Below are 25,086 nucleotides of genomic sequence, written 5' to 3'. Positions count from 1 at the left end.
AAAAATTATTCAAATAAACTATGTAAAAATATGATGCAAAACATAACGCAAGATTCAGACAGTCAAGTTTTGGATAGGCAAATTGCTACCCATAAGCCCATTAAGGGTAATACAAAAGCTTATACTAACCATCAATCAGCGACGCCATTATTTAAGCAGGTGTGTGTCATTGGGCTTGGGCTTATTGGTGCAAGCTTGGCCCAAGCCATTAAAGACAATGGGCTAAGCACGCGCTTGGTTGCTGTCGATAGGCATATACCAAGTATAGAAGCGGCTATTGCTCAAGGCTTATTAAATGCTGGCAGCTCAGTGCTGCATGACGTGGTATCGGGTAGTGATTTAATCGTTATTGCTGTACCTGTACAAGCGGTACAAGCTGTATTTACTGATATTAAAGACGCTATGGACAATGGTCAGTTGGCAGCCGACTGTATTATTACCGATGTGTGTAGTACCAAAGTCAATATTATTGGTGCCGCACAACGTGTATTTGGTGTTTTACCTGTTGGTCTAGTGCCTGCACATCCGATAGCTGGTGCGGAAAATTCTGGCTACGATGCGCGCCGGGCTGCTTTATTTGTCAATCATAGTGTTATTATTTGCGAGCTAGCAACGACTAATATGGCAGCGGTTGCCAAAATACGTCAGTTATGGACAGGCGTAGGTGCAACGGTTATGGCAATGGCAGCCGATCATCACGATTCGATATTGGCGCATACCAGTCATTTGCCGCATTTGCTTGCTTTTAACCTTGTAGAACAGCTTGCCAGTCATAATGATAATCTAGATATGTTTCGTTATGCCGCAGGTGGTTTTCGAGACTTTTCTCGTATTGCTGCCAGCGATCCAAAAATGTGGCACGATATATTTTTTGCCAACCAAAGCGCTATTGTCAGCGCCCTTGATGAGTACAGTGACTATCTGCAAACGATGCGTCAGCTTATCATTGATAAAAATTCAACCGCCCTGATGGGACTTTTGGGCCGCGCGCAAGCCGCACGGCGACATTTTGGTCATATGTTGACCAGCACCCCTTATACGGATATTTCTGCTATGTCAGCTTCTTATACGATTACTCCAAGTCAAACCGTTTCCGGCACTATCGCTATTCCTGGTGATAAGTCTATCTCGCACCGCAGTATCATGCTCGGCAGCTTAGCCACTGGGGTAACGCATGTTACCGGATTTTTGGAAGGAGAGGATGCTTTAGCAACCTTGCAAGCCTTTCGCGATATGGGCGTGACCATTGAAGGTCCCGAAAATGGTAAATTGACCATTCATGGCGTGGGTATGCAGGGCTTAAAACCAAGCAAAACGCCAATATATATGGGCAACTCTGGTACCAGCATGCGCTTATTGGCAGGTATCTTAGCCGCGCAGTCATTTGACAGCGTATTAACGGGCGATGCCAGTCTGAATAAGCGTCCTATGGAGCGTGTTGCTGCACCGCTACGCGAAATGGGTGCGGTCATCCAAAGCACAGGACATAAAGGTACTTCGCCACTTAGTATTACGGGGCGTGACAAAGTGGGCAAGCCGTTACACGGTATTGATTATGATATGCCGGTTGCCTCAGCACAGATTAAGTCTTGCTTATTATTAGCAGGATTATGGGCGGATGGGACGACGACCGTCACCCAGCCTGAGATTAGTCGCGACCATACTGAACGTATGCTATCAGCATTTGGCTATCCGGTAACCGTTGAGGGCAACCGTATTAGTGTGACTGGCGGTGGCACGCTCACGGGCGGTGATATTGCGGTGCCAGCGGATATCTCATCAGCGGCATTCTTTATGGTTGCCGCTGCTATTAGTCAAGGCAGCGAGCTGACTTTAACCCAAGTGGGCATTAATCCAACCCGTACCGGTGTAATCGACATCCTAAAGCTGATGCAAGCAGATATTACTTTAAGTAATAAGACTTATATTGGTGAAGAGCCAGTTGCTGATATTACCATTCGTTCTTCTAACTTGGTTGGGATTAAAATTCCAGAAAGTCTGGTTCCTTTAGCAATTGATGAGTTTCCGGTGCTGTTTATCGCTGCCAGTTGCGCGCAAGGGCGTACCGTATTGACCGGAGCAAAAGAGCTGCGGGTTAAAGAGTCGGATCGTATTGCCGTGATGGCAGAAGGGTTGCAAGCACTGGGCGTTGATTGTACCGTTACTGACGATGGGTTAATTATTGAAGGGCAAGGGTCACATGGGCAGACGAGTAAGGTAGTTGGCAATACTGTTGATAATCGCGAGCCTGTCTTCGGTGGTGGACACATTGTCTCGCATCATGACCACCGTATTGCCATGAGCTTTGCAGTAGCAAGTTTGCGCGCCTCCAAGCAGATTACCATTGAAGGCGTTGAAACTGTTAATACCAGCTTCCCAGGATTTGCAGAGCTTGCCAATCAAATCGGTATGGCGATTGAGGTGCATAGCATCAGTAATGACAGCGACAATAATGATGATAAATAACGATGAGGCTTAATTTTTATTAAAGACGCGTTATAATAGGCGCTTACTTTAAATTTGTTTTTGCAATCGTTTGTAGCAATGTATGAGTGTCGCAGTTGGCATTGATACATTGCTTTTCTCTTTTATTGCTTTTATATTTTATTCATTCTTAATATTACGTTATCTTTTCGCCTAGTGCACTTAACATCTTTACCTTTTTAAAAGCTGAGTAAAAAGGGGTCAGAATGTACGTTGCGCCAAAAAGTTGTTTTGTCTTATGTCGTCCGAAACTAGTGTCAAAAAAGCAGTCACACCGATAAAAACCACCAGAAGTGGCATCATAACCGCGCTTATTGCCTTTTTTATCTGGGGTGGTTTTCCATTATATTTTAAGCAATTATCAAGCTATGATGCTACCGAGATTATCGGTCATCGTATTATCTGGACATTTTTATGTTTGTTGGTAGTGCTGGTAGTCACCAAACGTTGGCAGTGGATTGATACATTAAAGAAAAATCCCAGATGGATTGCCTTTAGCTTTATATCGGGGCTAATTATTGGTACCAATTGGCTCACATATGTGTGGGCGGTCAATCATGACCGCATCTTAGAGGCAAGCTTAGGGTATTTTATTGGTCCGCTCGTTGGCGTAGCCTTGTCAATGATACTGTTCAAAGAACGCCTACGTACGCTACAATGGGTAGCGATTGGATTTGCGCTACTATCTGTAGTCATTCAAGTGGTGATGATTGGCAGCTTGCCTTGGATATCCTTAATACTGGCATTTAGTTTTAGCACGTATGGAACCATTCAGCGGCAAACGCCATTGACTGCTGTTGATGCTATGTTCGTTGAAACGGCAATGCTGGTGCCCATTTGTCTATGGTGGTTTTGGCAAGCGGATGTGGTGAGCAGCCAGTTAAGTTTCTGGCTGACCTCAAATATCTGGCTACTGATGCTGGCAGGTCCGATTACCTTGATACCGTTGTTATTGTTTAATAAATCAACCAAGCTGGTTGCTTATAGTATTCTTAGCTTTATGAATTATTTAACCCCGACATTTATTTTCTTTTTAGCCGTATTTTATTATAACGAGCCTTTTGACTTACATCGCCTTGCAGTATTTGGCTTAATTTGGCTAGGATTATTATTGTTTAGCATTGACTTATGGCGTCATCGTCCTAGTAAACAGCTCAAGGCGGCAAATTTGCAGACTAATAATTCATAAGAAATCATATTCTATAGCAAAGATAATATTTTAATTAAAATATACAGTAAACAAGGATGCGAGCATGTTCAATACCCAATCTGATGTGGTATTTGTCAAAGGCTTAAAGGTAGAGGCGGTGATAGGGGTCTATGATTGGGAGCGCGCTATCAATCAGCCGATACTTATTGATATTGCCCTTGAAACAGATATCAGTAAAGCGGCTCTGTCTGATGATGTGAATGATGCGCTCAATTATAAAGCAGTTTGTGATGATGTCAGTGCTTGGTGTAAAGAGATTAAGGCTGAGTTGCTTGAGCATTTAGCGGGGCAACTTGCAGATAGGCTGATTGCAAACTATTCTTGCAAAACCGTGACGTTAAGTGTAGCAAAACCGACTGCTATCGCACAGGCGGATGCGGTTGGGGTGCAAATCACCCGCCATGCTCCAGCTGCCAAAAGTCAAAACGATGCATTGCAAGACGATACAGTGCCAGCGACCGATAAAACGTCTTCTGACGTCTAAGGCAATGCATAATAAGATACAAAACATGATGCAGGAACAATCATTGCCGATAGATATTGCAACGCTAACTCAATCTGAGCCTAATGATTTACAGGCACAGATGGTAACGGCAGTTATTCTTGCATTGGGTAGTAATCATTGCGCCGCAGAGTACTTACCGCGTGTGCGTGAAAAACTTACCACCCTTGGCACGTTAGAATGCTCTGTTGCCTTTCAAAATCCAGATTTTACAGCGACCAAAGAGCAGCCAAAACCTGATTATATTAATCAATGTATTTATCTAGAGTTAGGCTCAGCAATGAGCTTGCAGCAATTGCAGCAGCTATTTAAATTATTTGAAGGTGAATGTCATAGAGTCCGTGAATCGGTATCTATCTTGCCTGCGTTATCTCAAGCCGAGTTAGCTAAAACCCAATTGCCACCAAACACATGGCGGCAAGTAACAATGGATATTGACATTTTATTGGTAAGATTAGAGCCTAGCCAATTAAATGACAGTATTCAGCAAGACAATGATAGTTGGCTAGTAATGGCAGATCGCTATCCCTTTAAAGCGCATGAATATGCAGGGATAACGGCGCTCATTGCGAAAAAAGGCTTATTTTAGTTCAGTATCAGTATGCTCTGCGTTAATTTCTAAATGATTTAAATCACTGACATTTCAATCACTGATATTTAAGTCACTTCGACCAATCACATCGATGTCTTCTAAACACAACTTATCATACTCTTTTTTGCAAAAGGTAGGATCAATTTTGCACATGGCTTCTTGCAATTGATCAAGGCGGTTTTCTGATTGCTGAATATGTTCAAGCATTTTAGCAAAGGCTTCAGCAACAGGATCTTGTGAATAAGGGTCAATACCATAGGCTTGAAAAGCAGTTTCTCGTGACGTAGGACGTTTAGTTTCGGCTTCTATTTGACTGTCTAATGATACCTCTTCTTTTTTCGCTACTGCCTTATCCGTGCTACTCGTAAGTGGATTGCCTTTTTCATCATGATGCTCTGATATCATGCGTGCCGCGCTACCCACCATCGTTGCGCCTGCTGGCACCGCTTTTACCACGACTGCGTTTGAGCCGATTTTAGCGCCTTTACCGACCGTAAACGGTCCTAAAACTTTAGCCCCAGCACCAACAATCACGCCATCTTCAAGGGTAGGATGGCGCTTGCCATTATTCCATGAAACACCGCCTAACGTTACGCCATGATATAGGGTTACGTCATTACCAATTTCAGCGGTCTCACCAATGACCACACCGACGCCATGATCGATAAAGAAACGGCGACCAATTTTGGCAGCTGGGTGTATCTCGATGCCAGTGATGATGCGTGAAACGTAAGAGATAGCACGAGCCGCAAACTTTTGATTATTCTGCCATAGACAGTGGGCACCGCGATGCAAAATCAAAGCATGAATACCCGGATAGGTTAGCAAAACCTCCATACTATTGCGTGCAGCAGGGTCACGTGTAAAGACCGCATCAATATCTTCTTTTAGGTCTTTGGTAATATGGCTTAGGGATTTGAATAAGGCGGTTGGCAATGACATAAAGCGTCCTATCGTATTTTCGATTCCAATCGCTTTAGTTATAGCAGTTTTGTATCATAAAATATAGCGATGAGTTATAAATAAAAACAACTTGGAAGGTAAGATTAAGAAAGTGACAATAAATTTTTAACCATGTGACAGCCGCTTCTGCTTGCCGTACTGCCACATAGATTCCGTCTGTACGGCAATATTTAGCTGTTACTGGTCGTATATTTTAACAGCTCAACAACTTGCTCAGGGGTCTGCGCCCATGCCATTGCAGCCGCGTCCACTTCTTTGAGTGGATGAATAATATCTTCAGCGTGCAGCGTAATATAGGGTTTCCCTAAAGCTGCGCAACAACCGGCGTCAAATGCAGCATTCCACTGCTTATATTTATCACCAAAACGTATAATAGCAATGTCGCATTTTTGGATTAAGTTTTTGGTACGAATGGCGTTGACCTTTGATGATTTATGATCGCGCCAAAACCCATTGTCGTCTTTACCTAGGACATCACCGGCCGCGTCGCTGGCTTCGTGCTCAGTAACGGCTGAGGTAAACTTAATATCCAAATTATGGTCTTTTGCCCCTTGCATAATCTTTTGACGCCAATCGGTGTGTATTTCTCCAGATAAATAAACAGTCCAACTCATGATTAATTCCTTGTTAGTATTGGATGATGAACAACTGCGAGCTAGCAATTGCTGGTATTAAAACGCTATAGAAAATCAATGCGGTACGAAATAATAATTATCGAATGCTAGGTATAGCGCAGGACAGTATATCAGGCATCGCGGATAATACAAAAAGATGAGGATTTTAGCGTTAGTCTTTTAACAGTTTCGCTATTAAAGCACTAAGCAACTGATACTCTTTTTGATCTAGCTGAATACGTGAGCCAAGCCGTGATAAACGTAAGGGAAGGGCTCTGAGATGATCACTATCTGCAAGACCGCGCTCAACCATCAACTGAGTAACACGCGTGGTTAATTGTTGCAACTGCTGCTGGGTAATTGCCGGCTCATCCCATTGTTGACGAACATAGGTATTTAACATGGGCGATATATCAGTAGCTAAGGCTTCATCATCTTTATTATCCGTGATATTAGAACTGTTTTTATCAGCAGAAATATGAGTCTGCGCATAAGCAAAAATAAAGCTGGCAATAACTTGCACGGCTGAGGCAACATTCAGCACCGGATAATCAGGATTGGCATCGATTTGAATATGATAATCTGCATATGCCAATTCTTCATTGGTCAAACCGCGATCTTCACGACCAAACAAAATAGCAATATTGGGCGCGGTATCCATGCTATTTTGCTCGTTAATCGCCTTTTGATTATCAATAAAGTCCAGCATGATTTTGGCGGCTTGCGTGGGCGTCACCACAGGACGCGGCATGTGACGGCTGCGGCTACTGGCCGCAAAAACCAGTTGGCAATCTGCAATAGCCGTCTCTAACGTTGGGGCTATGAGTGCTGATGATAATAATTCACTGCCACCTGCTGCATGAGCAATACTGGTGTCATCGATTGGTAATTTAGGGTCAACGACCGTTAGCCGTGATAAGCCCATGGTGTGCATTGCGCGTGCGGCTGAACCAATATTGGCAGGTAAAGTGGTGTTTATCATCACCACTTGCAGACAAGATAAATAATTTGGAATGGTTGGTGCTAAGGTAGAAACTGGTTGTGAATTGATCGTCATTAGGGTTCCATTCTTCGGTTAATCTCTTTTTCAGCCTGCTCTAGAGCGGTTGATAGGGTATTGATTAGGGCAATTTGAGCATGGATAGTATTGTCGCGGCAAGACTCTTGCAATTGTCCACTCAATACCATCACTGTTGTTGTACCTAAGTTGGCACTGGCGCCCTTTAACGCATGAGCTGCCTCAAAACCCGCTGCATTATCATTATTTGCTAGAGCGTGACGTAACGTAATGATGCGCTGCTTACTGTCGTTAAAATAAATCTGAATAAGATCTAAGAAGTCTTCTTCAAGCAAGTCGCGCATGTCTTCAAATTGCTCATCGTTAATGATGTCATCATCAGCCATACTGTTCATATTTTTGTTATTGTCATTCGTATTGTCCATGATGGCATGTCCAAAAAATAAAGGGTGGTAAAAGTATCATGTATAGTCAACTGCTGACGGCAATGAAACGGCTAGCTATAATGTAAATGCAGATTTTCAGTGCTAATCATACTTCTTAACTGTTGTAGATTATCATCATTAGGGTAGATACGCCAATGCTCAGACAGTCCAACATTAGCGATAGCATAGTCCGCATAGATACTTAATCCCAGTGGGATACAGTTATCATTCAGAGTGGTACTGGTATTGCTAAGCGCGTTATTGGTAAAGCCTTGATTTAATTCGCTATCTAACGCCATCAAATCATTGCCATCTTCGTCATATAAGCTACCGCCTATGGTAGCGTCATAATCACCAAAGTTTCCGGTATTAATAGTGTTATTTTGATCCTCTTGCTCATTATCATAAGACAGCTTGGGTGCTGGAATAATACTGGCTTGCGCGGATTTGAGCAAAGGTTGCATACGCGTCAGCAAGTCGATGTCACTACTATGGATTTTAATACTGATTTTTTTGAGCCATCTTAGGCGTGCATCGATTATACTCATTGCGTTATCAAGTCGAGCAAACAGGCGCCCGTCACGCTCACGAATACTGCCTTTGATAATCACTACTTCATCAACTTTGAGTTGTTCTTTAACCCGATTAAAGCGCTCAGCATAGCAGCTGACCTCTAATCTTGACGTGCCATCGTCTAGGGTAATAACATTACGTGTGCCAAAATTGGCGATATCAATAATGAGACCAGCAAAGTAACAGCTACCGTTATAACCAGTATCAGCCAATTTATCCAGACGAGCACCTGAGGTATAACGCTTTAGCTCATCTAAGTATTCATTAATTGGATGACCTGTTAAATACAAGCCTAAGGTGTTTTTCTCCGCTTTTAGGCGGTGTTTGTCACCCCAAATCAGCTCTGGTGTCATAACCAGTGGCGGTGCAGCGACGACCCCATCTGTCTCACCGAACAAGTCCATCATGCCGATTTCGCGGTTTTGACGGTCTTGCTCCGCGGCTTGCACGGCACTTGGTAGCTGACTCATTAGCGCACCACGAATTTCGTACGCTTCATCAGCTGGCAAGTCAGGTCGCAGGGTGGCAGCGAAATCATCAAAACATCCCGCGTTTATCAGTCCCTCTAAAGTGCGTTTATTGACCTTTTTAATATCAACGCGGCGGCAAAAATCATATAAATCTTTAAACGGACCTTCGCGGCGGCGCGCATCGACGATAGATTCAACCGCACCTTCACCAACGCCTTTAATCGCGCCCAAGCCATAAATAATATTGGTCGGCTTATCAGCAACAAAATGCCATTCACTGCGATTTACCGATGGATTAACCACGGTTAAATCAAAGTTTTCACGGCAATCATTGATAAAGAACACCACGTTGTCCGTGTTATTCATATCGGAGGTCAGTACCGCTGCCATAAATTCAGCAGGATAGTATTGTTTTAGATACGCGGTCTGGTAAGCCAGAACACCATAAGCGGCAGAATGCGAGCGGTTAAAACCATAACCAGCGAACTTCTCCATCAAATCAAACACGCCACCGGATGTTACTTCATCAATACCTTGCGCAGTGGCACCAGTGACAAAAATATCGCGCTGCTTCGCCATCTCTTCAGGCTTTTTCTTACCCATAGCGCGGCGTAGCATATCAGCGCCGCCCAAGCTATAGCCTGCCATCACCTGAGATATTTGCATGACCTGTTCTTGATAGACAATAACGCCATTGGTATTTTCTAAAATTGGTTCAAGATTAGGATGGTCATAAATCACTTCTTCGCGACCATGCTTACGGTCGATATACATCTCTACCATGCCCGCATCTAGCGGGCCGGGACGATAGAGCGCGCACATGGCGATAACGTCTTCAATGTTAGTTGGCTGCAATTTTGCCAGATACTTTTTCATACCCATACTTTCAAGCTGAAAGACGGCAGTGGTTTTGGCATCTTGCAATAGCTTATAGGCCTTAGCATCATCTAACGGTAGGTCTTCTAACACCAACGCCTCTTTGCCTTCTTTTGCACGGCGCAGGTTGATATTTCTGACCGCCGCATCAATCACCGTCAAGTTACGCAGACCCAAAAAGTCAAACTTCACTAACCCAACTGCTTCGACATCATCTTTATCAAACTGGCTGACACGATGACCTTCGTCATCACAATAAATGGCGCTAAAATCGGTGATTTTATGCGGCGCAATCAATACACCGCCGGCATGTTTACCGACGTTCCGGCAAATGCCTTCAAGCTTAATCGCCATTTCCCACACTTCAGTGGCATCTTCATAATCCATATTATCGGGATTAGAGATTAAGTCTTTTAACTGCGGCTCTTGCTCAAGCGCTTGACTGAGTGTGATACCCGGTGTTTTGGGAATAAGCTTCGACATTTTGCTGGCAAGGAAGTAGGATTTACTTTGTGCTCGCGCTACATCTCGTACGACCGCTTTTGCTGCCATTGTACCAAAGGTAATGATTTGCGAGACCGCTTCTCGACCATAGGTCTGCGCCACATAATCAATGACGCGGTCGCGACCTTCAATACAAAAGTCAATATCGAAATCGGGCATGGATACCCGCTCAGGGTTTAAGAAGCGCTCAAATAATAAGTCATAGTGAATAGGGTCAAGGTCGGTAATATTGAGCGCATAGGCAACGAGCGAGCCTGCACCAGAACCACGACCAGGACCGACTGGTACGCCATTGGCTTTTGCCCAACGGATAAAGTCCATCACGATCAGGAAGTAGCCGGGGAAACCCATTGATAAGATAACTTTGAGCTCATATTCTAAACGTTCATCGTATCTTTGGCGGATATCACTCCAATTATCACTGCGCGCCTCAACTGGAAAGAGTTTGTCTAAACGATTTTGAAGCCCGCGCTGCGATTCTAAGCGAAAGAAAGATTCAGTCGTCTCACCTTCAGGTACTGGAAACTCTGGTAGTACATTAATGCCAAGCGTCAACGTTACATTACAGCGGCTTGCTAAGCGCAAGGTATTGTCGATAACCTGCGGGATATCAGCAAATAGCTGCTGCATTTGTGCTTGGGTTTTTAGATACTGCTCATCAGAATAAGTTTGCGGACGATTTTGGTCGGCAAGTACATAAGATCCAGCAATACAAACCCGCGCTTCATGCGCATCAAAATCATCCTGCTCTAAAAACCGCACGTCATTGTGGGCAATGATAGGAATATGATGCTTAGCACCTGAATGAATAGCAGCTTTAATAAAGGCGTCTTCACCCGTACGATTGGTACGCTTAATTGCAAAATATAAACGGTCATTAAACTGCGCTTGCCACTCGCTAAGCAGCTCTTCCGCCTTTTCTGGCATCGAGCCAACCAATGCTTGTCCAACATCTGATTTTTCAGTAAATAAGACAATGACACCTGCCGCGTGCTCTAAAATATGGCTGCGTTTAATAACAGGAGTACCATGGTTGGTAGGGTCAGCACGACCTTCGGTAAAGCCAAGCGACACGATGCGGGTGATGTTTTGATAGCCCTCGTTATTCATCGCAAGTAACGTCAAGCGCGAGTCTTCATTGTCCATGATGACTTCACTGCCGATAATGGGCTTGATACCTGCACCTAAACAGGCACGATAGAATTTTACCGTCGCATACAAGTTGGATAAATCGGTCAATGCAAGGGCGCGTTGATTGTCCTTCGCCGCCGCCTTAATCAACGGTTTAATACGGACGATAGAATCGGTAATGGAATATTCGCTGTGGATGCCAAGGTGTACAAATGCCATAGAAGACTCTTACGGATGCAAACAAAAGGGGGATAAGATGTCAATATCAAAATATATGTATAGAAAAATTGCAAGTTATTAACTGATAATCCATTAATTGCTAATAACTTAAGCCTCTATACAAACAAAAATAAGGCATTAATAGCCTTATTTTTTAATCTTAATAGTAGCTGATAATCATAGCATTATTTGCCGATATCAGCCACTTATTCAATGCTGTCTGTCTGAGTATGGCAGTTTAAGAGGTCATTATAAGTGCAATCAATATAAGCGCAATCAAATCCATGGAAGCAGTAAGATTTTAGTCCAACCAACCCGTTTAACGCATCGCATAAATATAGAGTACCAACCACACCATGCTAATCGCGCGACTGACGGTCGAGTAACCTTGCCTGAGCGTGAACCACGCAAAAATAATAGGTATGAGAAAAATACCGATTCCGAGCAGGAAACTGACTTGCTTTTGAGCGGGATTAATTGCTTGTATTGGAAGCGTCGGCAGGCGAGTAGAAGAAAGGATGTTAGTGTCATCCCGTGGCTGCGGTTGATTTTGGTTTTTAAGCTGCGCATGCGCCTGATAAGAAGAGTAAGACAATCCGCTACCGGGAACACCGACTGTCCCGCGCGTGCCTTTTTTACCGATGTTCACTGTCGCGCCACGTTTCCCAACAGAGATGCTAGACACCCCTTTTTTGGTCAAATTGATACGCATACCTGGTGCAATTTTAATGCTTTTTCTAAATCTAAAGCCCATGATGGTTGATCGCTTCTTTAATGGTTTAACACTTCTCTATTGGTAATGGGTCGTCTATATAAAGCTAATGATGCAACATAAGGTTGGCTTAAAAGAGGTGGATCCTAAGCCAAAGTTATTACTAGATAGTGATTTTTTTGGAAAGATAAAGTTGTATTAATCAATAGCATGAAAATTAACATAGTGACGAGATATACGTCATCACTATCGCTTAAATGATTTATTTTTAATAAAGCCATTTAAGCGACAGCATTTAAGGTATATAGGACAACAGAGCTAGCTCGGATCTAATAACTCAATCCAATGCTTTACAGGTAAGGTAGAGCGACTGCCTAAGTGTAGCTGGCAACCAACGTTGGCGGTGACGATTTGTTCTGGATTATCAATGGTTAAGTCAGCCAGCTTATTAGTCAGTAGTTTTTGGCTCATCTCAGGCTGAAGGATGGAATAGGTACCGGCAGAGCCACAGCATATATGCTTGTCCTTGGTGCGAGTCAAAGTGATACCTGCTTGTTGTAGGATTTGCTCAACATGACCGCCCAATTGCTGCGCATGTTGTAATGAGCAAGGGCAATGCACAGCCGTTTTACGTCCTTTATCTTGCAATTCCAGCTGACTTAAATCTTCTTTTATTAATACTTCAGTAAGATCTTTAGTAAGCTCGCTGACGCGATGAGCTTTGGCAGCATATTCGTTATCATGTTTCAGTTTTTCGCCATATTCTTTAACCATCGAGCCGCACCCTGAAGCGCTAATAACAATGGCTTCCACACCAGTTTCTATATAAGGCCACCACGCGTCAATATTACGGCGCATAAATCCTAGCCCTTCTTCATGCGCAGTCATATGATAACTGACTGCGCCACAGCAGCCGGCATCTGGTGCGGTGAACAAGCTGATACCTAATTTATCAAGGACACGGGCTGCCACAATATTGGTATTAGGCGTGGCTGACGGTTGGGCGCATCCGGCAAGTACTAGCATGCGGCGCGTTTGCTGCTGCTTTGGCAGTGCAAGCTTGGCTTGTCTGAGAGGCACTTGAGCTTTTAGGGTACTTGGTAGTAGCGGTCGTACCGATTGCCCTAAGCGTAATAAGAAGCCGAAGCGACGTGAGTAGGGCAGCACTTTACGAATCAGCCAGCGCAGCAGTTTTTGTTGCAACGGACGCTCTACTTGCTTCTCCATGATATCGCGACCAATTTCAGCCAAGCGTCCATATTTTACGCCAGAGGGGCAGGTGGTCTCACAGCTGCGACAGGTCAGACAACGGTCTAAATGCGTCTGTGTTTTTTCGCTGACATCACCAGTCTCAAGCATTTGTTTCATTAGATAAATACGTCCGCGTGGACCATCACGCTCATCACCCAACTCTTGATAAGTGGGGCAAGTAGCATTACAAAAGCCGCAATGGACACAGCTGCGCAAAATGGCATCTGCTTCTTTAATGTCTGGATGCTCCAGATACTTCACATTAATTTGGGTACGCATAATGATTTCCTATTACATCCAGCTGTAGAGACGACCGGGATTAAAAATACCTTGCGGATCAAAGGCGTGCTTTAACCGCTGGTGCAATTGTCTTAGGGCTGTCGGCTGAGTATGAAAAACGTCTTGCAACCTGTCGCCGCCACGATATAGGCTGACTTGACCACCTGCGCTTGTAGCAAGTACTTCTAATTCAGCAGCCACAAAATCACCGCGTAGCCAACGTTGGCTGCCACCCCAATCAATCAGCCATTCTGCTTCTGGCAAAAAGTGTGGCGCATTGCTATTAACTGAGAAACGCCATAAAGGCATATCATCAGCAAAGTAAGCTAATTGCTGCTCACGTAATTGGTTCCACAAATCAGTTCCGTTTTCTAATATGCTGCCTTGCCATTGAGTAATAGTGCTATCAACAGCACTGCGTGCGCCTTCTATGCGCAGATATAAATGATTGTCGAACCAACAAGCAGCGGTTAATGGTTTGGCTTGCCCTGCCAGACGATTCATTGTTTCAATGGCTTGCGGTGAGCTCATTTCTTGCTTAAGGGTCATGCTAACTGCCGGTTTTGGCATGATTTTTAGACTGACTTCGCTAATGACACCTAATGTGCCCATTGCGCCGGCCTGCATACGAGAGACATCATACCCAGCGACATTCTTCATCACTTGACCACCAAATCGTAATTCTTCGGCACGACCATTTATCAAGCGACTACCCAGTACATGGTCTCTTATTGAGCCATTCCACGGTCGCCCGGGTCCTGATAAATGGCACGCTAATGTCCCGCCTAAGGTCGCCCGTCCATCAAATAATGGTGGCTCAAATGCCAATCTTTGATTATGCTCAGCTAGAGCTGCATTAATATCGACTAAAGGCGTCCCAGCGCGTGCAGTTAATACCAGCTCAATCGGCTCATAACTAACGATGCCAGTGTGCTCGGCAATACTAAGCGGTTCGCCCTCAATTTGACGACCCATAAAGTTCTTACTACCACCGCCAACAATACGTAACTTAGTGCCATCATTACTGGCTTGCTTTACCTGTTCAATCAGCTGTTGACTGATGTCCTTCATGCGAGCTCTCCCTGCTGGTGTGAATGTTGAGGCGCTGACTTTGAATTTCCGCCCTCAAGCGTGCGATATTCTTGGCAGCGCTTAAGGACAGGGATACCTTTACCCGGATTTAAGGTACCAACTGGATCAAAAGCATATTTAATCGCATGAAATTGACACAGCTCTTGCTCGTTAAATTGCACGCTCATTTGGCGCAGTTTTTCGACGCCAACGCCGTGCTCGCCAGTGATACAGCCACCTACTGCCACGCACAGTTCAAGGATACGCCCGCCAAACTCCTCGGTTCTTTCAAGCTCGCCTGGCATATTGGCATCAAATAAAATCAGCGGATGTAAATTACCATCACCGGCATGAAATACATTCGCCACTTTTAAGCCGTACTCTGCTGAAAGCCGTTGCATCTCCGTCAATACATGGGCAAGTTGGCTACGCGGAATGGTGCCATCCATACAATAATAATCTGGCGAAATTCGACCGACAGCGGGGAATGCAGACTTGCGACCCTTCCACAATAGCGCGCGCTCCGCCTCAGTTTGCGATACGCGAGTAGTAATAGCACCAAGTTCAATAAACAGCTGCTCAACCTCACGAATCTGCTCGTCAACCTCAGCGACTGTGCCATCAAGCTCACACAGTAGCAGTGCCTCAGCGTCAGTTGGATAGCCTGCATGAGCAAATGCTTCTGCTGCTATAATGGCAAGACTGTCCATCATTTCAAGCCCAGCGGGGATGATACCTTTTGCAATTACCGCGCCGACTGCATCACCTGCGGTTTGTACATCAGAAAATGCTGCCATGATGACTTGTGCCTTTTCAGGGCTGGGTAACAGCTTGACCGTTACTTCTGTAACAATACCCAGTAACCCTTCTGAACCAGTAATCAATGCCATTAAATCAAAACCGTTGCTATCTAGCCCCTCACTACCAATGCTAATTAAATCACCTTCAACTGTGACCATTTCTACTTTTAATAAGTTATGAACCGTCAGCCCATATTTTAAACAATGGACACCGCCTGAGTTTTCAGCGACATTACCGCCTATGGTGCACGCAATTTGGGAGGAAGGATCAGGACCATAATATAAGCCATATGCACTTGCTGCCTCGCTAATCGCAAGATTACGTACGCCAGGTTGCAGGCGTGCCATACGGGCAAGAGGGTCGATATCGAGGATATGTTTAAAGCGCGACAAGACTAATAATACACCATCAGGATTGGGCATCGCACCGGCACATAGCCCTGTCCCCGCACCGCGCGCGACCACCGGAATCTGATAACGGTGGCAGATACGCATCACTTCTTGCACTTGCGCTACCGTATCGGGCAATACTACGATTAGCGGCATATCGCAATATACAGACAGCCCATCACACTCGAACGGTTTTTGCGTTTCTTCATCGCTAATCACGTATTCCGGCTTAATAAAAGCGCGAAACATATGCACGAGTGCCGATTTATCCGGTCTTTCGCTCTGGTTCATACCGCTGCTCTCCCTAGCTTATATGGTGTATATAACTGAAATTTATCGTTATTATAAAAATAATGCCACTTTTAACGCCTATAGTCCATTAGTAATGAGACAAGTTGACTCGATTTTCTCATTAATAACCATTAAATAGAGTCAATAATTAATGAGCTATTAATTAACTGCTGTTTAATTGCCATTTAACTATTGTCTAACCGTTGTCTAAAATAAAAAGTGTCACCTCAATGTTGGGGTAACACTTCTTTGAAGTTAATATCAATTTTTAAATCATTATCAGTTTTTAAGTTGTTAGTGAAATTTTCAAAATTAATAGCCAACCACAGCGGCATCAACAATGCGCGGATCTGACGAACCATAGACGCCATTTGGAGTAATCATAATGGATTGAGTTGAGCCCATGGCTTCTTGGGCGCTCACTTTATGTCCCATTGATTCAAGTTTTCTAATGGTATCAATATTTAATGCTTTTTCGATACGAATTTCATCCGGTAACCATTGATCGTGAATACGTGGTGCGTGCGTAGCTTCAGCAATATTCATGTCATGGTCAATAACGTTTGAGATAACTTGCGTAACCGTGGTAATAATGCGGCTACCACCGGGGCTGCCCGTCACGATATAAGGCTTTTTGTCTTTAAATACGAAGGTTGGGCTCATAGAAGACAAGGGACGCTTATCTGCAGCAACGGCATTGGCTTCACCGCCAAGGAGACCGTAACCATTGGGTACACCCGGTTTGGCAGAAAAGTCATCCATCTCATTATTGAGTAAAATACCCGTGCCTTCAGCGACCAATCCAGTGCCATAAGAGAAATTCAAAGTATAAGTGTTTGACACCGCGTTACCGTCTTTATCTACAATAGAAAAATGGGTGGTTTGATCACTTTCATACGGTAATGGATTATTGGCTTTAATGGTTGCAGCAGGCGTGGCTTTATTGGGGTTGATTAAGTTGCGTAACTTATCTGCATATGGTCGCGCTGTCAGCCCTTTTACTGGTACGTTAATAAAGTCTGAATCCCCTAAATATTCTGCGCGGTCAGCATAAGCCAGTTGCATTGCCTCACTCATCAGGTGAATGGTCTGCGCGCTATTATGACCATAATCTTTTAATGGATAGCCCTCTAAAATATTTAAAATCTGCACAATATGAATACCGCCAGAGGACGGAGGTGGCATAGAAACAATCTCATAACCACGATAATTACCCTTAACGGGTTCTCGCGCAATGGCTTTATAATTTGCCAAATCTTGTAAGCTCATGCTGCCGCCTGCGTCATTGACTGCCTTAACCAGCTTACGCGCGGTTTCCCCTTTATAAAATCCAGCTTCACCTTTGGCGGCAATCAGCTTTAGCGAGCGGGCAAGCTCTGGCTGTTTTAAGCGCTCACCAGGCTGATAAGCACTGCCATCAGGTTTAAAAAATATCTTTTTGGTGCTTGACCATTTTTGCAAACGTGGACTAAGCGCTTCTAATGATTCGGTTAAGCCGGGAGTGACGATAATGCCTTTTTCTGCCAAGGCAATCGCTGGTGCCATAACCGCGCCGCGACTCATCGTGCCATGCTCTTCCAAGGCTTTTAATAATCCTGCGACCGTCCCAGGTACACCAACCGCTAAGCCATGATAGCGAGACAAATCACTTACCGCGTTACCGTCTTTATCAAGGTACATGTCGCGCGAGGCACTGTTTGGCGCTTTTTCACGATAATCAAGGGCCACCGTTTTGCCTTTTTTGGCATCATAAATCATCATAAAACCGCCGCCGCCAATATTACCGGCACGCGGCAGTGTGACTGCTAAGGCAAAGCCAACCGCTACAGCAGCATCAACAGCATTACCGCCTTGCTTTAAAATCTGTAATCCCACGTCAGAGGCAATGGCTTCTTGGCTTGCGACCATGCCATTCTTCGCCCATAGTGGGTGCTGAATAGCATCATTTGAAAAGATAGCTTGGTCGGCTTTAGCAGGGGTCGTAATAGGTGCTAAACCTAGGCTAGGCGTATTTTTTACACTATTGGACGTGGTACGAGTAACGCGCTGGGTTTCAGTTATGACCGTTGGCGCGTCCTTCATGATAGCGAGATTGATGGCGCTAGTATTGATAGCACTGGCATTTATAGTGTTGTTATGAAGCGGCTGCTTACTAGGCTCAAGCGCATGTGCAGATACGGATACCAAAAAGCTGCTACTTATCAGTAATATCGCAGCTTTGATGGTGGTTTTATTTTTAGGATGAATTTGACTAGCATCTTGCTGAGTTTTTGATAATACAGTTAGCATCGCAAATTCCTTTTTACGAGTTGAGGAAGAAGTCGAGTAATGACTGCCCATAATAGTAAGGGATAAGCACACTATTAAATATTAAACTTTTGTTGCTCGGATGATTTTAGCAAAAATGCTGGCAAAGGACTACTGGCAAAGGAATATAAGAAATGCCTATGAAAAAGCACTACAAAAACAGCATCGAAAGAGTATCGAAACAGTTATGAATAACAACCCTTTAATCTATTGAAACTAAAAAAAGACGCATCACGATGGATGCGCCTTACTTATAAACAACTTGATAACTAATTTTAATGCTTAATTCATTATCTATTTAATGCTGTTTCCACATTACATGTTTTTTTGATAATTACTATTGGCTGTACGGTTTTGCATATGTTGGCGACCTTTAGCTTGGCGCTCTGACTTTAGCTGTGCCATTTTGGTGCGCTGTTCAGGCGTTAATACTTGAGAAATAGCATGTTGAGTTTGAACCCGCTCAATAAAGCGTTGCTTGGTTTTTGCCGCTTCCTGATCAGCTAAACGATTTAGCGTTGTGTTATTTAAAGTTTTACTGTCTGTTAAGGTTTGAATTTGTTTCTGCATTTGCTCACGTTCTGCTTTATAGTCGCCACGTTTGTCTTTTTGTGCGCCATACTTTTCTTGCATAATCGCTTTGATTTGCGCGTCTTGCGTGGCGGTCAAATTAAGCTGTGAGTAAGGGTTGTGTGCGCCCGTTCTATGTTGTTTTTGTGTGCTGCTTTGCGTTGCAGTGTCGGTTGCTGGGCTAGCAGCATTAGCGCCGGCAGTGATAGCAAAGATACTTGATGCTGCAATTACAGTGCTCATTAATAATTTTTTCATTATTTTCCCTTATTGTTTTTAACGTAGTTGTTTTCGTGGTTTAAAACTTGTTGATCATCTTATCAGGGCAATAATTTATATGCCGCTGTTGATAGGTTCTATAATAGGACAGGATGAGGTTACAAACATTTATGAAACTTTAAGAAAGGTAACGTTTGTGGCGCTACGTACCGGACGTGCCTGATAATGAGCATATAAAGTGTGAACTATTAACCGATTAGGTCATAACGCTTTAACATAATAAGTAAGGAATAAAGGATAAGTGATGCCAAATATTTTGCTCGGTGATGATGACGAAGAGTTAACTCAGTTATTACAAGAATATCTGCACAATCATGGTATTCAGTGCGACTGTGTTCATGACGGTGAGGCAGTCATGCAGTGCTTAAAATCGATGTCGACTGATACAGGCAGTCATGATATCGGCGCTTATGATTTACTGGTGTTAGACATTATGATGCCAAAGATGGATGGATTAAGTGTGCTGCGTCAATTGCCTGCTATTAGTGATATTCCGGTGATTATGCTAACGGCAAAAGGGGAGGAGATTGACCGCATTATTGGGTTGGAGCTGGGCGCAGATGATTACATTACCAAGCCGTGCAATCCGCGCGAGCTGCTGGCACGTATTAATGCTGTGATTAAACGCACCACTGCTGCCGTATCAGAGCACACGCCACTACCTGAGAGCCGCTTGCATCTCGACCAGACTCAGCGTATCTGTCAAATTGATGGTATTACCCTACAAGTTACCGGTACAGAGTTTGATTTACTGGTGGCATTATTAAGACAAAAAGGAGAGGTAGTCAGTAAGGCGTGGCTATCAGAGCATGTTCTACAGCGTGAGCTACAACCATTTGATCGTAGCCTCGATGTGCATGTGTCGCGCCTACGCAAAAAAATGCAGCCTTTCCACGATGAGCCAATCAAAGCCATCCGTGGTAAAGGCTATCAGTTGGTATTATGATAAAAAACACTATGACCACTAATGCTGCGCCACACAATACTATAAAAAAATCACGTTTTCATATACCGGTTACTTTATTTTGGCGGCTGTTTTTAAGCTTGCTATTCATGATTTTGATTACTTCGCTGATATCCATTGTTGGGGAACGCTGGCTTAATGAGCAAGAGCTGGCAACGCGTATGGATAGCCAAATCGAGAAGTTGTTGTCTAAACGAGAAGTCTTAATCATAGCCTTACAAGCTGGTGATATGACAGCGGTTAAACGACTGTATGCAGATGATCGTCGGGTTATGAATCAGATTAGAGTCTACGATGAGCAAGGTGCAATTATTTATCCACGCTATCGTTATCAAGAAGGAATGCCAAGCGGTCACAATAAAAATCGTTTAAAGGAACGACCAGCCATTAATTCAGCAGATAATCAGCGTTTGACTAGTGATAATTTGACTGATGATAGTTTGAATGATGATAAATCTAATAGCAATGAGTCAGATTACAGTCGATTTAGCGATAAGGCACGTGCCAGTAAAAACCCTTATGACATATATAGCCTAAGTAATAGTGATGGTAATAATCCATATGCAAAACCTTCACTACTTGATGATATTTTGCAGCCAATGCCCCCGCATAAAGCCATTGCCGATGTAGACAGTCGCCCCGAATTGGCTGAAATGACTGTGACTTTACCTAATGGCGAAACAGCTATTATTCAGCTTCGCCCGCACCTGCTGTTTAAAGACGTGTTAGAGCTACAGCGAGGACATTTTACTTTACGCTTGTCTCTTATTTTACTGTTTAGTATTTTAGTTTGCTACTGGCTAAGCAGAACGATGTCCAAGCGTATTTTGCGGGTTCAGCACAGTATTCGCCGTATGCTTGAGGGTGATTATCAAGCCAATCCTGACTTATCCCATCTTGGTAGCGATGAGATAGGGCTATTAGCAAAAGATGTCGCACAGTTATCAACACGTTTGGCTGCCAGTGAGCTGGCACGGAAGCAGATGCTGAGCGATATCTCGCACGAACTGCGCTCACCGCTGGCACGACTTGATGTTGCTACAGAATTGACCCGTGATTTTGCACCTAATGCCAGCCGATACTTGGATCGCATTGATAAAGAGTCGGCGCGTATGAATGAGCTGATTGAACAAATTATTCGCATTCAATCTCTGCAAATGCAGCAATATACTATGGATGATAGAGAAGGCGAGTCCGTTGATATTGCAGAGATAATGAGTGAGATTGGACAAGATGTGTGCTTTGAGTTTCAGCATAAACAAGTGCGGTGGCAATGGAGTCCGCCTACCGCTCCGTTTATTATTACTGGCAATCAAGAACAGTTATATAGCGCCCTTGAAAATGTGATTCGTAATGCCTTTATGCACACGCCCGCAGGCTCGACCGTCACCGCTACCATTAAACAAGTACCGTTGACGAAAACCAAGTCAGGCATACAGATAACTATCAGCGATGAAGGTGGCGGCGTGGCTGAACAAGATTTAGAACGTATCTTTCAGCCCTTTGTTCGGCTTGATTCCGCTCGCCACAGACAAACAGGTGGCTATGGTCTGGGTTTAGCGATTGTACACGCGGTAATTATGGCGCATCAAGGTCAGCTTGAAGTGCATAATAGCGAACCTAATGCTCAGGGCGTTAAAGGCTTGGTTGTAAACATAAGCTTGGCAATATAATTATACTTTTGCCTTTACTCTTTGACCTTATCCTCTACTGTACTCGGGCTTTCTTCTTGGCTCATAGTGACTTGCGGATAGTGTGACGCCATGCGATCATTGGCTTCTTGTACGGCTTTTTCAACCAAAGTATAGTCCGAATGCCGCACATCGTGCCCACTCATGTAGTTAATGACCAGCTCAGCGATATTTTGGGCATGATCGCCAATCCTCTCCAGCGCCCGCAACACCCACATCACATTAATCACTTTGGAGACGTGCCGCGAGTCCTCCATAATATAAGTCATTAGTGCCCGCAGTGCAGATTGGTATTCAGCATTAACCACATCATCATTACGAATGACTTCAAACGCTTGCTCAGCATTGGATTGGCTAAAGCAATCAAGGGCATTGTGCAGCATGAGTCGCACATGATTGCCTAAGTGTTGTACTTCAGCATAGCCGTAAGGTGTATGGCTTTGCGCAATTATTTTTAATGCCATTTGTGCCATTTTGACCGCTTCATCGCCAATACGCTCTAGATCGACCACGCCTTTACTGATTGCCATAACCAAGCGCAAATCACTGGCAGTCGGTTGCCGTTTTGCTACCAATAATAAAATATGTTCGTCAAGCTCAATTTCCATACGATTGATATCAAAATCCATATCAATGACTTCTTGCGCCAGTACCGCATCTTTATCAGTTAGCGCGTGAATGGCTTTTGTCACTTGACTGGCAGCACTATCACCCATGTATAAAAATAAGCGGATGGCTTCATCAAGGTCTTGGTCAAAGCTTTTAGACGTATGTTTATCATTTTGCATCAAGGGTACTCCATAATATCAAAATATTGGGCGCATCATGCAGCGGATTTGAATAGTAATGTCTAATCTAAAACGCTTAATTAAATCGTATGTTTTGCCATTTTTTACAACCATGTAAAAGATGGTTTTTAGCCATATTTTTAGCAGCATTTTCATCATAATGCGCTTAGCCATAACGACCAGTAATATAGTCTTCAGTCGCTTTTTGGGCAGGGTTGGTAAAGACTTGATCGGTCTCGCCCATCTCAATCATATCGCCCAAATACATATAAACAGTGTAGTCAGACACCCGCGCGGCTTGTTGCATGTTATGGGTCACGATGGCGATGGTGTAGTCTTTTTTTAAATCTTCAATTAAGTCTTCAATCGCGCCGGTCGATATAGGGTCAAGTGCTGAAGTTGGCTCATCTAGCAATAATACTTCAGGTTTAGTCGCTACGCTACGCGCGATACACAAGCGCTGTTGCTGTCCGCCTGATAAAGATAAGCCCGATGCTTTTAACTTGTCTTTCACTTCTGGCCACAATGCCGATTTTTTGAGTGCCCATTCGACGCGATTATCCAGTTCTGCCTTGCTCAGCTTTTCATACAAGCGCACGCCAAACGCAACATTGTCATAAATAGACATCGGGAAAGGGGTTGGCTTTTGAAACACCATGCCCACTTGCGCCCGTAATAAATTAACGTCGATGTCTTTGCCTAAGATATTATTGCCATCAAGATTAATATTGCCTTCAGCGCGCATACCGGGATACAAATCATACATGCGATTCAAGGTGCGCAGTAAGGTAGACTTGCCACAGCCGGACGGACCGATAAAGGCGGTGACTTTTTTATCCGCAATATCAATATTGATATTTTTAAGCGCTTGGAAGTCACCATAATAAAAATTCAAATCACGAATTTCCATTTTTGCCGGTGGCATATTTTTGGGAATATCTTGCCAGGTTTGCTGGGTAAAATTGGCGCTGTCCGGTTGTGCCATTTGCGCTTTGCTTGGTATGGGTTGAGCAAATAGGCTGCGCTCTTTTGCGCTAAAATCGTTAGCTGATTTAGACTTTCTTTTTTTGACATCGCTCATAAAGTATCTCGTTTAGCATAATTAAATGTATGAAAATGGGTCATTAGCAATTGGTTCTTAATATTAGGTAGTGAGGAAAAGCATCGTATTTTTATTAACGATGACCTCGGTTACCAATAAAGCGTGCCAAAATATTTAAGACCAACACTGAACCGGTAATCAGCAGTGCTGCAGCCCACGCTAAGGTGTGCCAGTTCTCGTAAGGACTCATCGCAAATTGATAAATGGTATTAGGCAAGTTTGCCAGTGGCTGACCCATATCCGTACTAAAGTATTGATTGTTTAGCGCGGTAAATAGCAAGGGCGCTGTCTCACCCGTAATGCGTGCAAATGCCAATAATATACCGGTAGTCAATCCTGCTTTAGCCGCTTTAAAGGTAACTTGGGTCACCAACTTCCACTTTGGCGTGCCCAGTGCATAGGCAGCTTCACGTAAAGTGTTGGGCACCAGTTTAAGCATATTTTCTGTCGTCCGTACGACCACAGGAATGACAATTAAAGCCAATGCCAACGCGCCTGCCCAACCAGAGAAACTTTTACCTTTAACCATTAACGCGTAAATAAACAGCCCGATGACAATCGATGGTGCTGATAATAAAATATCATTTAAAAATCGGGTCACTTTACCTAGCAAGCTACCGTGTGAGAATTCGGCTAAGTAAATACCGGTCATCAGTCCAATAGGCGCACCGATAAATAACCCAGAGAAAGCCAACATCACTGAACCAACAATGGCATTGCGCAATCCACCCACGCTCATCGGTGGTGGCGTATCCGCCGTAAATACCGGCAATTGCACCAAACCTTGAAAGCCTTCGACCAATAACGTCAGCAAAATCCAACATAACCAAAACAAGCCAAATACCATTGCCGACATCGCAAAGCCTAAGCCAAGCTTATTCACCCAGCGTCGTTTGTTATATAAACTTTGGTTATAACGACCCTTAAAACTGGTGGCAATCGGCAATGCGGTATTAACAGCTGCACTGGTGGGGTTAATGGGCATAACCTGAATTTCCTTATCGTCTTAG

General features: G+C 44.0%; 19 protein-coding genes and 1 pseudogene. 6 read left to right on the top strand and 14 right to left on the bottom strand.

Translation table 11 applies throughout. From position 1 onward, the window contains the following. Positions 1-30 precede the first annotated feature (30 nt). From AAEY78_RS03565 to AAEY78_RS03550, 4 genes are all read left to right on the top strand, one after another. On the top strand, positions 31-2,466 hold the full coding sequence (locus AAEY78_RS03565) for a bifunctional prephenate dehydrogenase/3-phosphoshikimate 1-carboxyvinyltransferase (protein WP_352337384.1): 2,436 nt from the start codon (positions 31-33) through the stop codon (positions 2,464-2,466). A gap of 256 nt (positions 2,467-2,722) precedes the next feature. Beyond that, a complete protein-coding gene (gene rarD, locus AAEY78_RS03560; protein ID WP_352337382.1) occupies positions 2,723-3,673 on the top strand; it encodes an EamA family transporter RarD in 951 nt (316 codons plus the stop codon). Positions 3,674-3,737: 64 nt separating this feature from the next. Further along, positions 3,738-4,178, top strand: a complete 441-nt coding sequence (folB, locus tag AAEY78_RS03555) for a dihydroneopterin aldolase (protein ID WP_352337380.1) — start codon at positions 3,738-3,740, stop codon at positions 4,176-4,178. Between the two features lie 25 nt (positions 4,179-4,203). Continuing rightward, positions 4,204-4,785, top strand: coding sequence for a hypothetical protein (locus tag AAEY78_RS03550; RefSeq protein WP_352337378.1), 582 nt, complete (start codon positions 4,204-4,206; stop codon positions 4,783-4,785). Between the two features lie 54 nt (positions 4,786-4,839). Here AAEY78_RS03550 and cysE read toward each other — a convergent pair whose 3' ends face one another. The 11 genes and pseudogenes from cysE to AAEY78_RS03495 form a co-directional block, all read right to left on the bottom strand. Next, the gene (cysE, locus tag AAEY78_RS03545; protein WP_502943654.1) at positions 4,840-5,691 is read right to left on the bottom strand and encodes a serine O-acetyltransferase; all 852 of its coding nucleotides are present in this window, start codon (positions 5,689-5,691) and stop codon (positions 4,840-4,842) included. A gap of 230 nt (positions 5,692-5,921) precedes the next feature. Continuing rightward, a complete protein-coding gene (locus AAEY78_RS03540) occupies positions 5,922-6,365 on the bottom strand; it encodes a YtoQ family protein (RefSeq protein WP_352337374.1) in 444 nt (147 codons plus the stop codon). Positions 6,366-6,537: 172 nt separating this feature from the next. Further along, positions 6,538-7,422, bottom strand: coding sequence for an RNA methyltransferase (locus tag AAEY78_RS03535; protein ID WP_352337372.1), 885 nt, complete (start codon positions 7,420-7,422; stop codon positions 6,538-6,540). Beyond that, the gene (locus AAEY78_RS03530; RefSeq protein WP_352337370.1) at positions 7,422-7,808 is read right to left on the bottom strand and encodes an Hpt domain-containing protein; all 387 of its coding nucleotides are present in this window, start codon (positions 7,806-7,808) and stop codon (positions 7,422-7,424) included. The genes AAEY78_RS03535 and AAEY78_RS03530 overlap by 1 nt, the downstream gene beginning before the upstream one ends. A 71-nt stretch (positions 7,809-7,879) precedes the next feature. Continuing rightward, positions 7,880-11,581 (bottom strand): DNA polymerase III subunit alpha, encoded by a 3,702-nt coding sequence (gene dnaE, locus AAEY78_RS03525; RefSeq protein WP_352337368.1) that lies wholly within the window; start codon positions 11,579-11,581, stop codon positions 7,880-7,882. A 573-nt stretch (positions 11,582-12,154) separates the two neighbouring features. Then, a pseudogene (locus tag AAEY78_RS03520) lies at positions 12,155-12,335 on the bottom strand (DUF4236 domain-containing protein); the annotation flags it as partial. Positions 12,336-12,611: 276 nt separating this feature from the next. Next, positions 12,612-13,823: a glycolate oxidase subunit GlcF gene (gene glcF, locus AAEY78_RS03515; RefSeq protein ID WP_352337366.1), complete on the bottom strand. Its 1,212-nt coding sequence runs from the start codon at positions 13,821-13,823 to the stop codon at positions 12,612-12,614. A 12-nt stretch (positions 13,824-13,835) separates the two neighbouring features. After that, entirely contained in the window at positions 13,836-14,894 is a 1,059-nt protein-coding gene (glcE, locus tag AAEY78_RS03510) for a glycolate oxidase subunit GlcE (RefSeq protein ID WP_352337364.1), read from the bottom strand. After that, complete coding sequence (locus AAEY78_RS03505) at positions 14,891-16,375, bottom strand: FAD-linked oxidase C-terminal domain-containing protein (RefSeq protein ID WP_352337362.1); 1,485 nt, start codon at positions 16,373-16,375, stop codon at positions 14,891-14,893. The genes glcE and AAEY78_RS03505 overlap by 4 nt, the downstream gene beginning before the upstream one ends. Positions 16,376-16,687: 312 nt before the next feature. Continuing rightward, positions 16,688-18,664 carry a gamma-glutamyltransferase gene (ggt, locus tag AAEY78_RS03500; RefSeq protein ID WP_352337361.1) on the bottom strand — a complete coding sequence of 659 codons (1,977 nt, stop codon included), beginning with the start codon at positions 18,662-18,664 and terminating at the stop codon, positions 16,688-16,690. Between the two features lie 333 nt (positions 18,665-18,997). Further along, a complete protein-coding gene (locus tag AAEY78_RS03495) occupies positions 18,998-19,510 on the bottom strand; it encodes a Spy/CpxP family protein refolding chaperone (RefSeq protein WP_352337359.1) in 513 nt (170 codons plus the stop codon). Between the two features lie 265 nt (positions 19,511-19,775). Between AAEY78_RS03495 and AAEY78_RS03490 the strand changes: the two genes are divergently transcribed. Both AAEY78_RS03490 and AAEY78_RS03485 read left to right on the top strand, forming a co-directional pair. After that, positions 19,776-20,477, top strand: coding sequence for a response regulator transcription factor (locus AAEY78_RS03490; protein WP_352337357.1), 702 nt, complete (start codon positions 19,776-19,778; stop codon positions 20,475-20,477). An 11-nt stretch (positions 20,478-20,488) separates the two neighbouring features. Beyond that, positions 20,489-22,168, top strand: a complete 1,680-nt coding sequence (locus AAEY78_RS03485) for a sensor histidine kinase (RefSeq protein ID WP_352337356.1) — start codon at positions 20,489-20,491, stop codon at positions 22,166-22,168. Positions 22,169-22,182: 14 nt separating this feature from the next. Here AAEY78_RS03485 and phoU read toward each other — a convergent pair whose 3' ends face one another. The 3 genes from phoU to pstA form a co-directional block, all read right to left on the bottom strand. Beyond that, positions 22,183-22,974 carry a phosphate signaling complex protein PhoU gene (phoU, locus tag AAEY78_RS03480; protein WP_352337354.1) on the bottom strand — a complete coding sequence of 264 codons (792 nt, stop codon included), beginning with the start codon at positions 22,972-22,974 and terminating at the stop codon, positions 22,183-22,185. Positions 22,975-23,140: 166 nt separating this feature from the next. Further along, positions 23,141-24,055, bottom strand: coding sequence for a phosphate ABC transporter ATP-binding protein PstB (gene pstB / locus AAEY78_RS03475; protein WP_502943637.1), 915 nt, complete (start codon positions 24,053-24,055; stop codon positions 23,141-23,143). Between the two features lie 94 nt (positions 24,056-24,149). After that, positions 24,150-25,061, bottom strand: coding sequence for a phosphate ABC transporter permease PstA (pstA, locus tag AAEY78_RS03470; RefSeq protein WP_352337353.1), 912 nt, complete (start codon positions 25,059-25,061; stop codon positions 24,150-24,152). Between the last annotated feature and the right edge of the window lie 25 nt (positions 25,062-25,086).

This window comes from Psychrobacter sp. 16-MNA-CIBAN-0192 (assembly GCF_040309565.1).
Taxonomy (GTDB): domain Bacteria; phylum Pseudomonadota; class Gammaproteobacteria; order Pseudomonadales; family Moraxellaceae; genus Psychrobacter.
The sequence above is the reverse complement of the archived record's forward strand: the minus strand, read 5'-3'. Positions and strand labels throughout refer to the sequence as shown.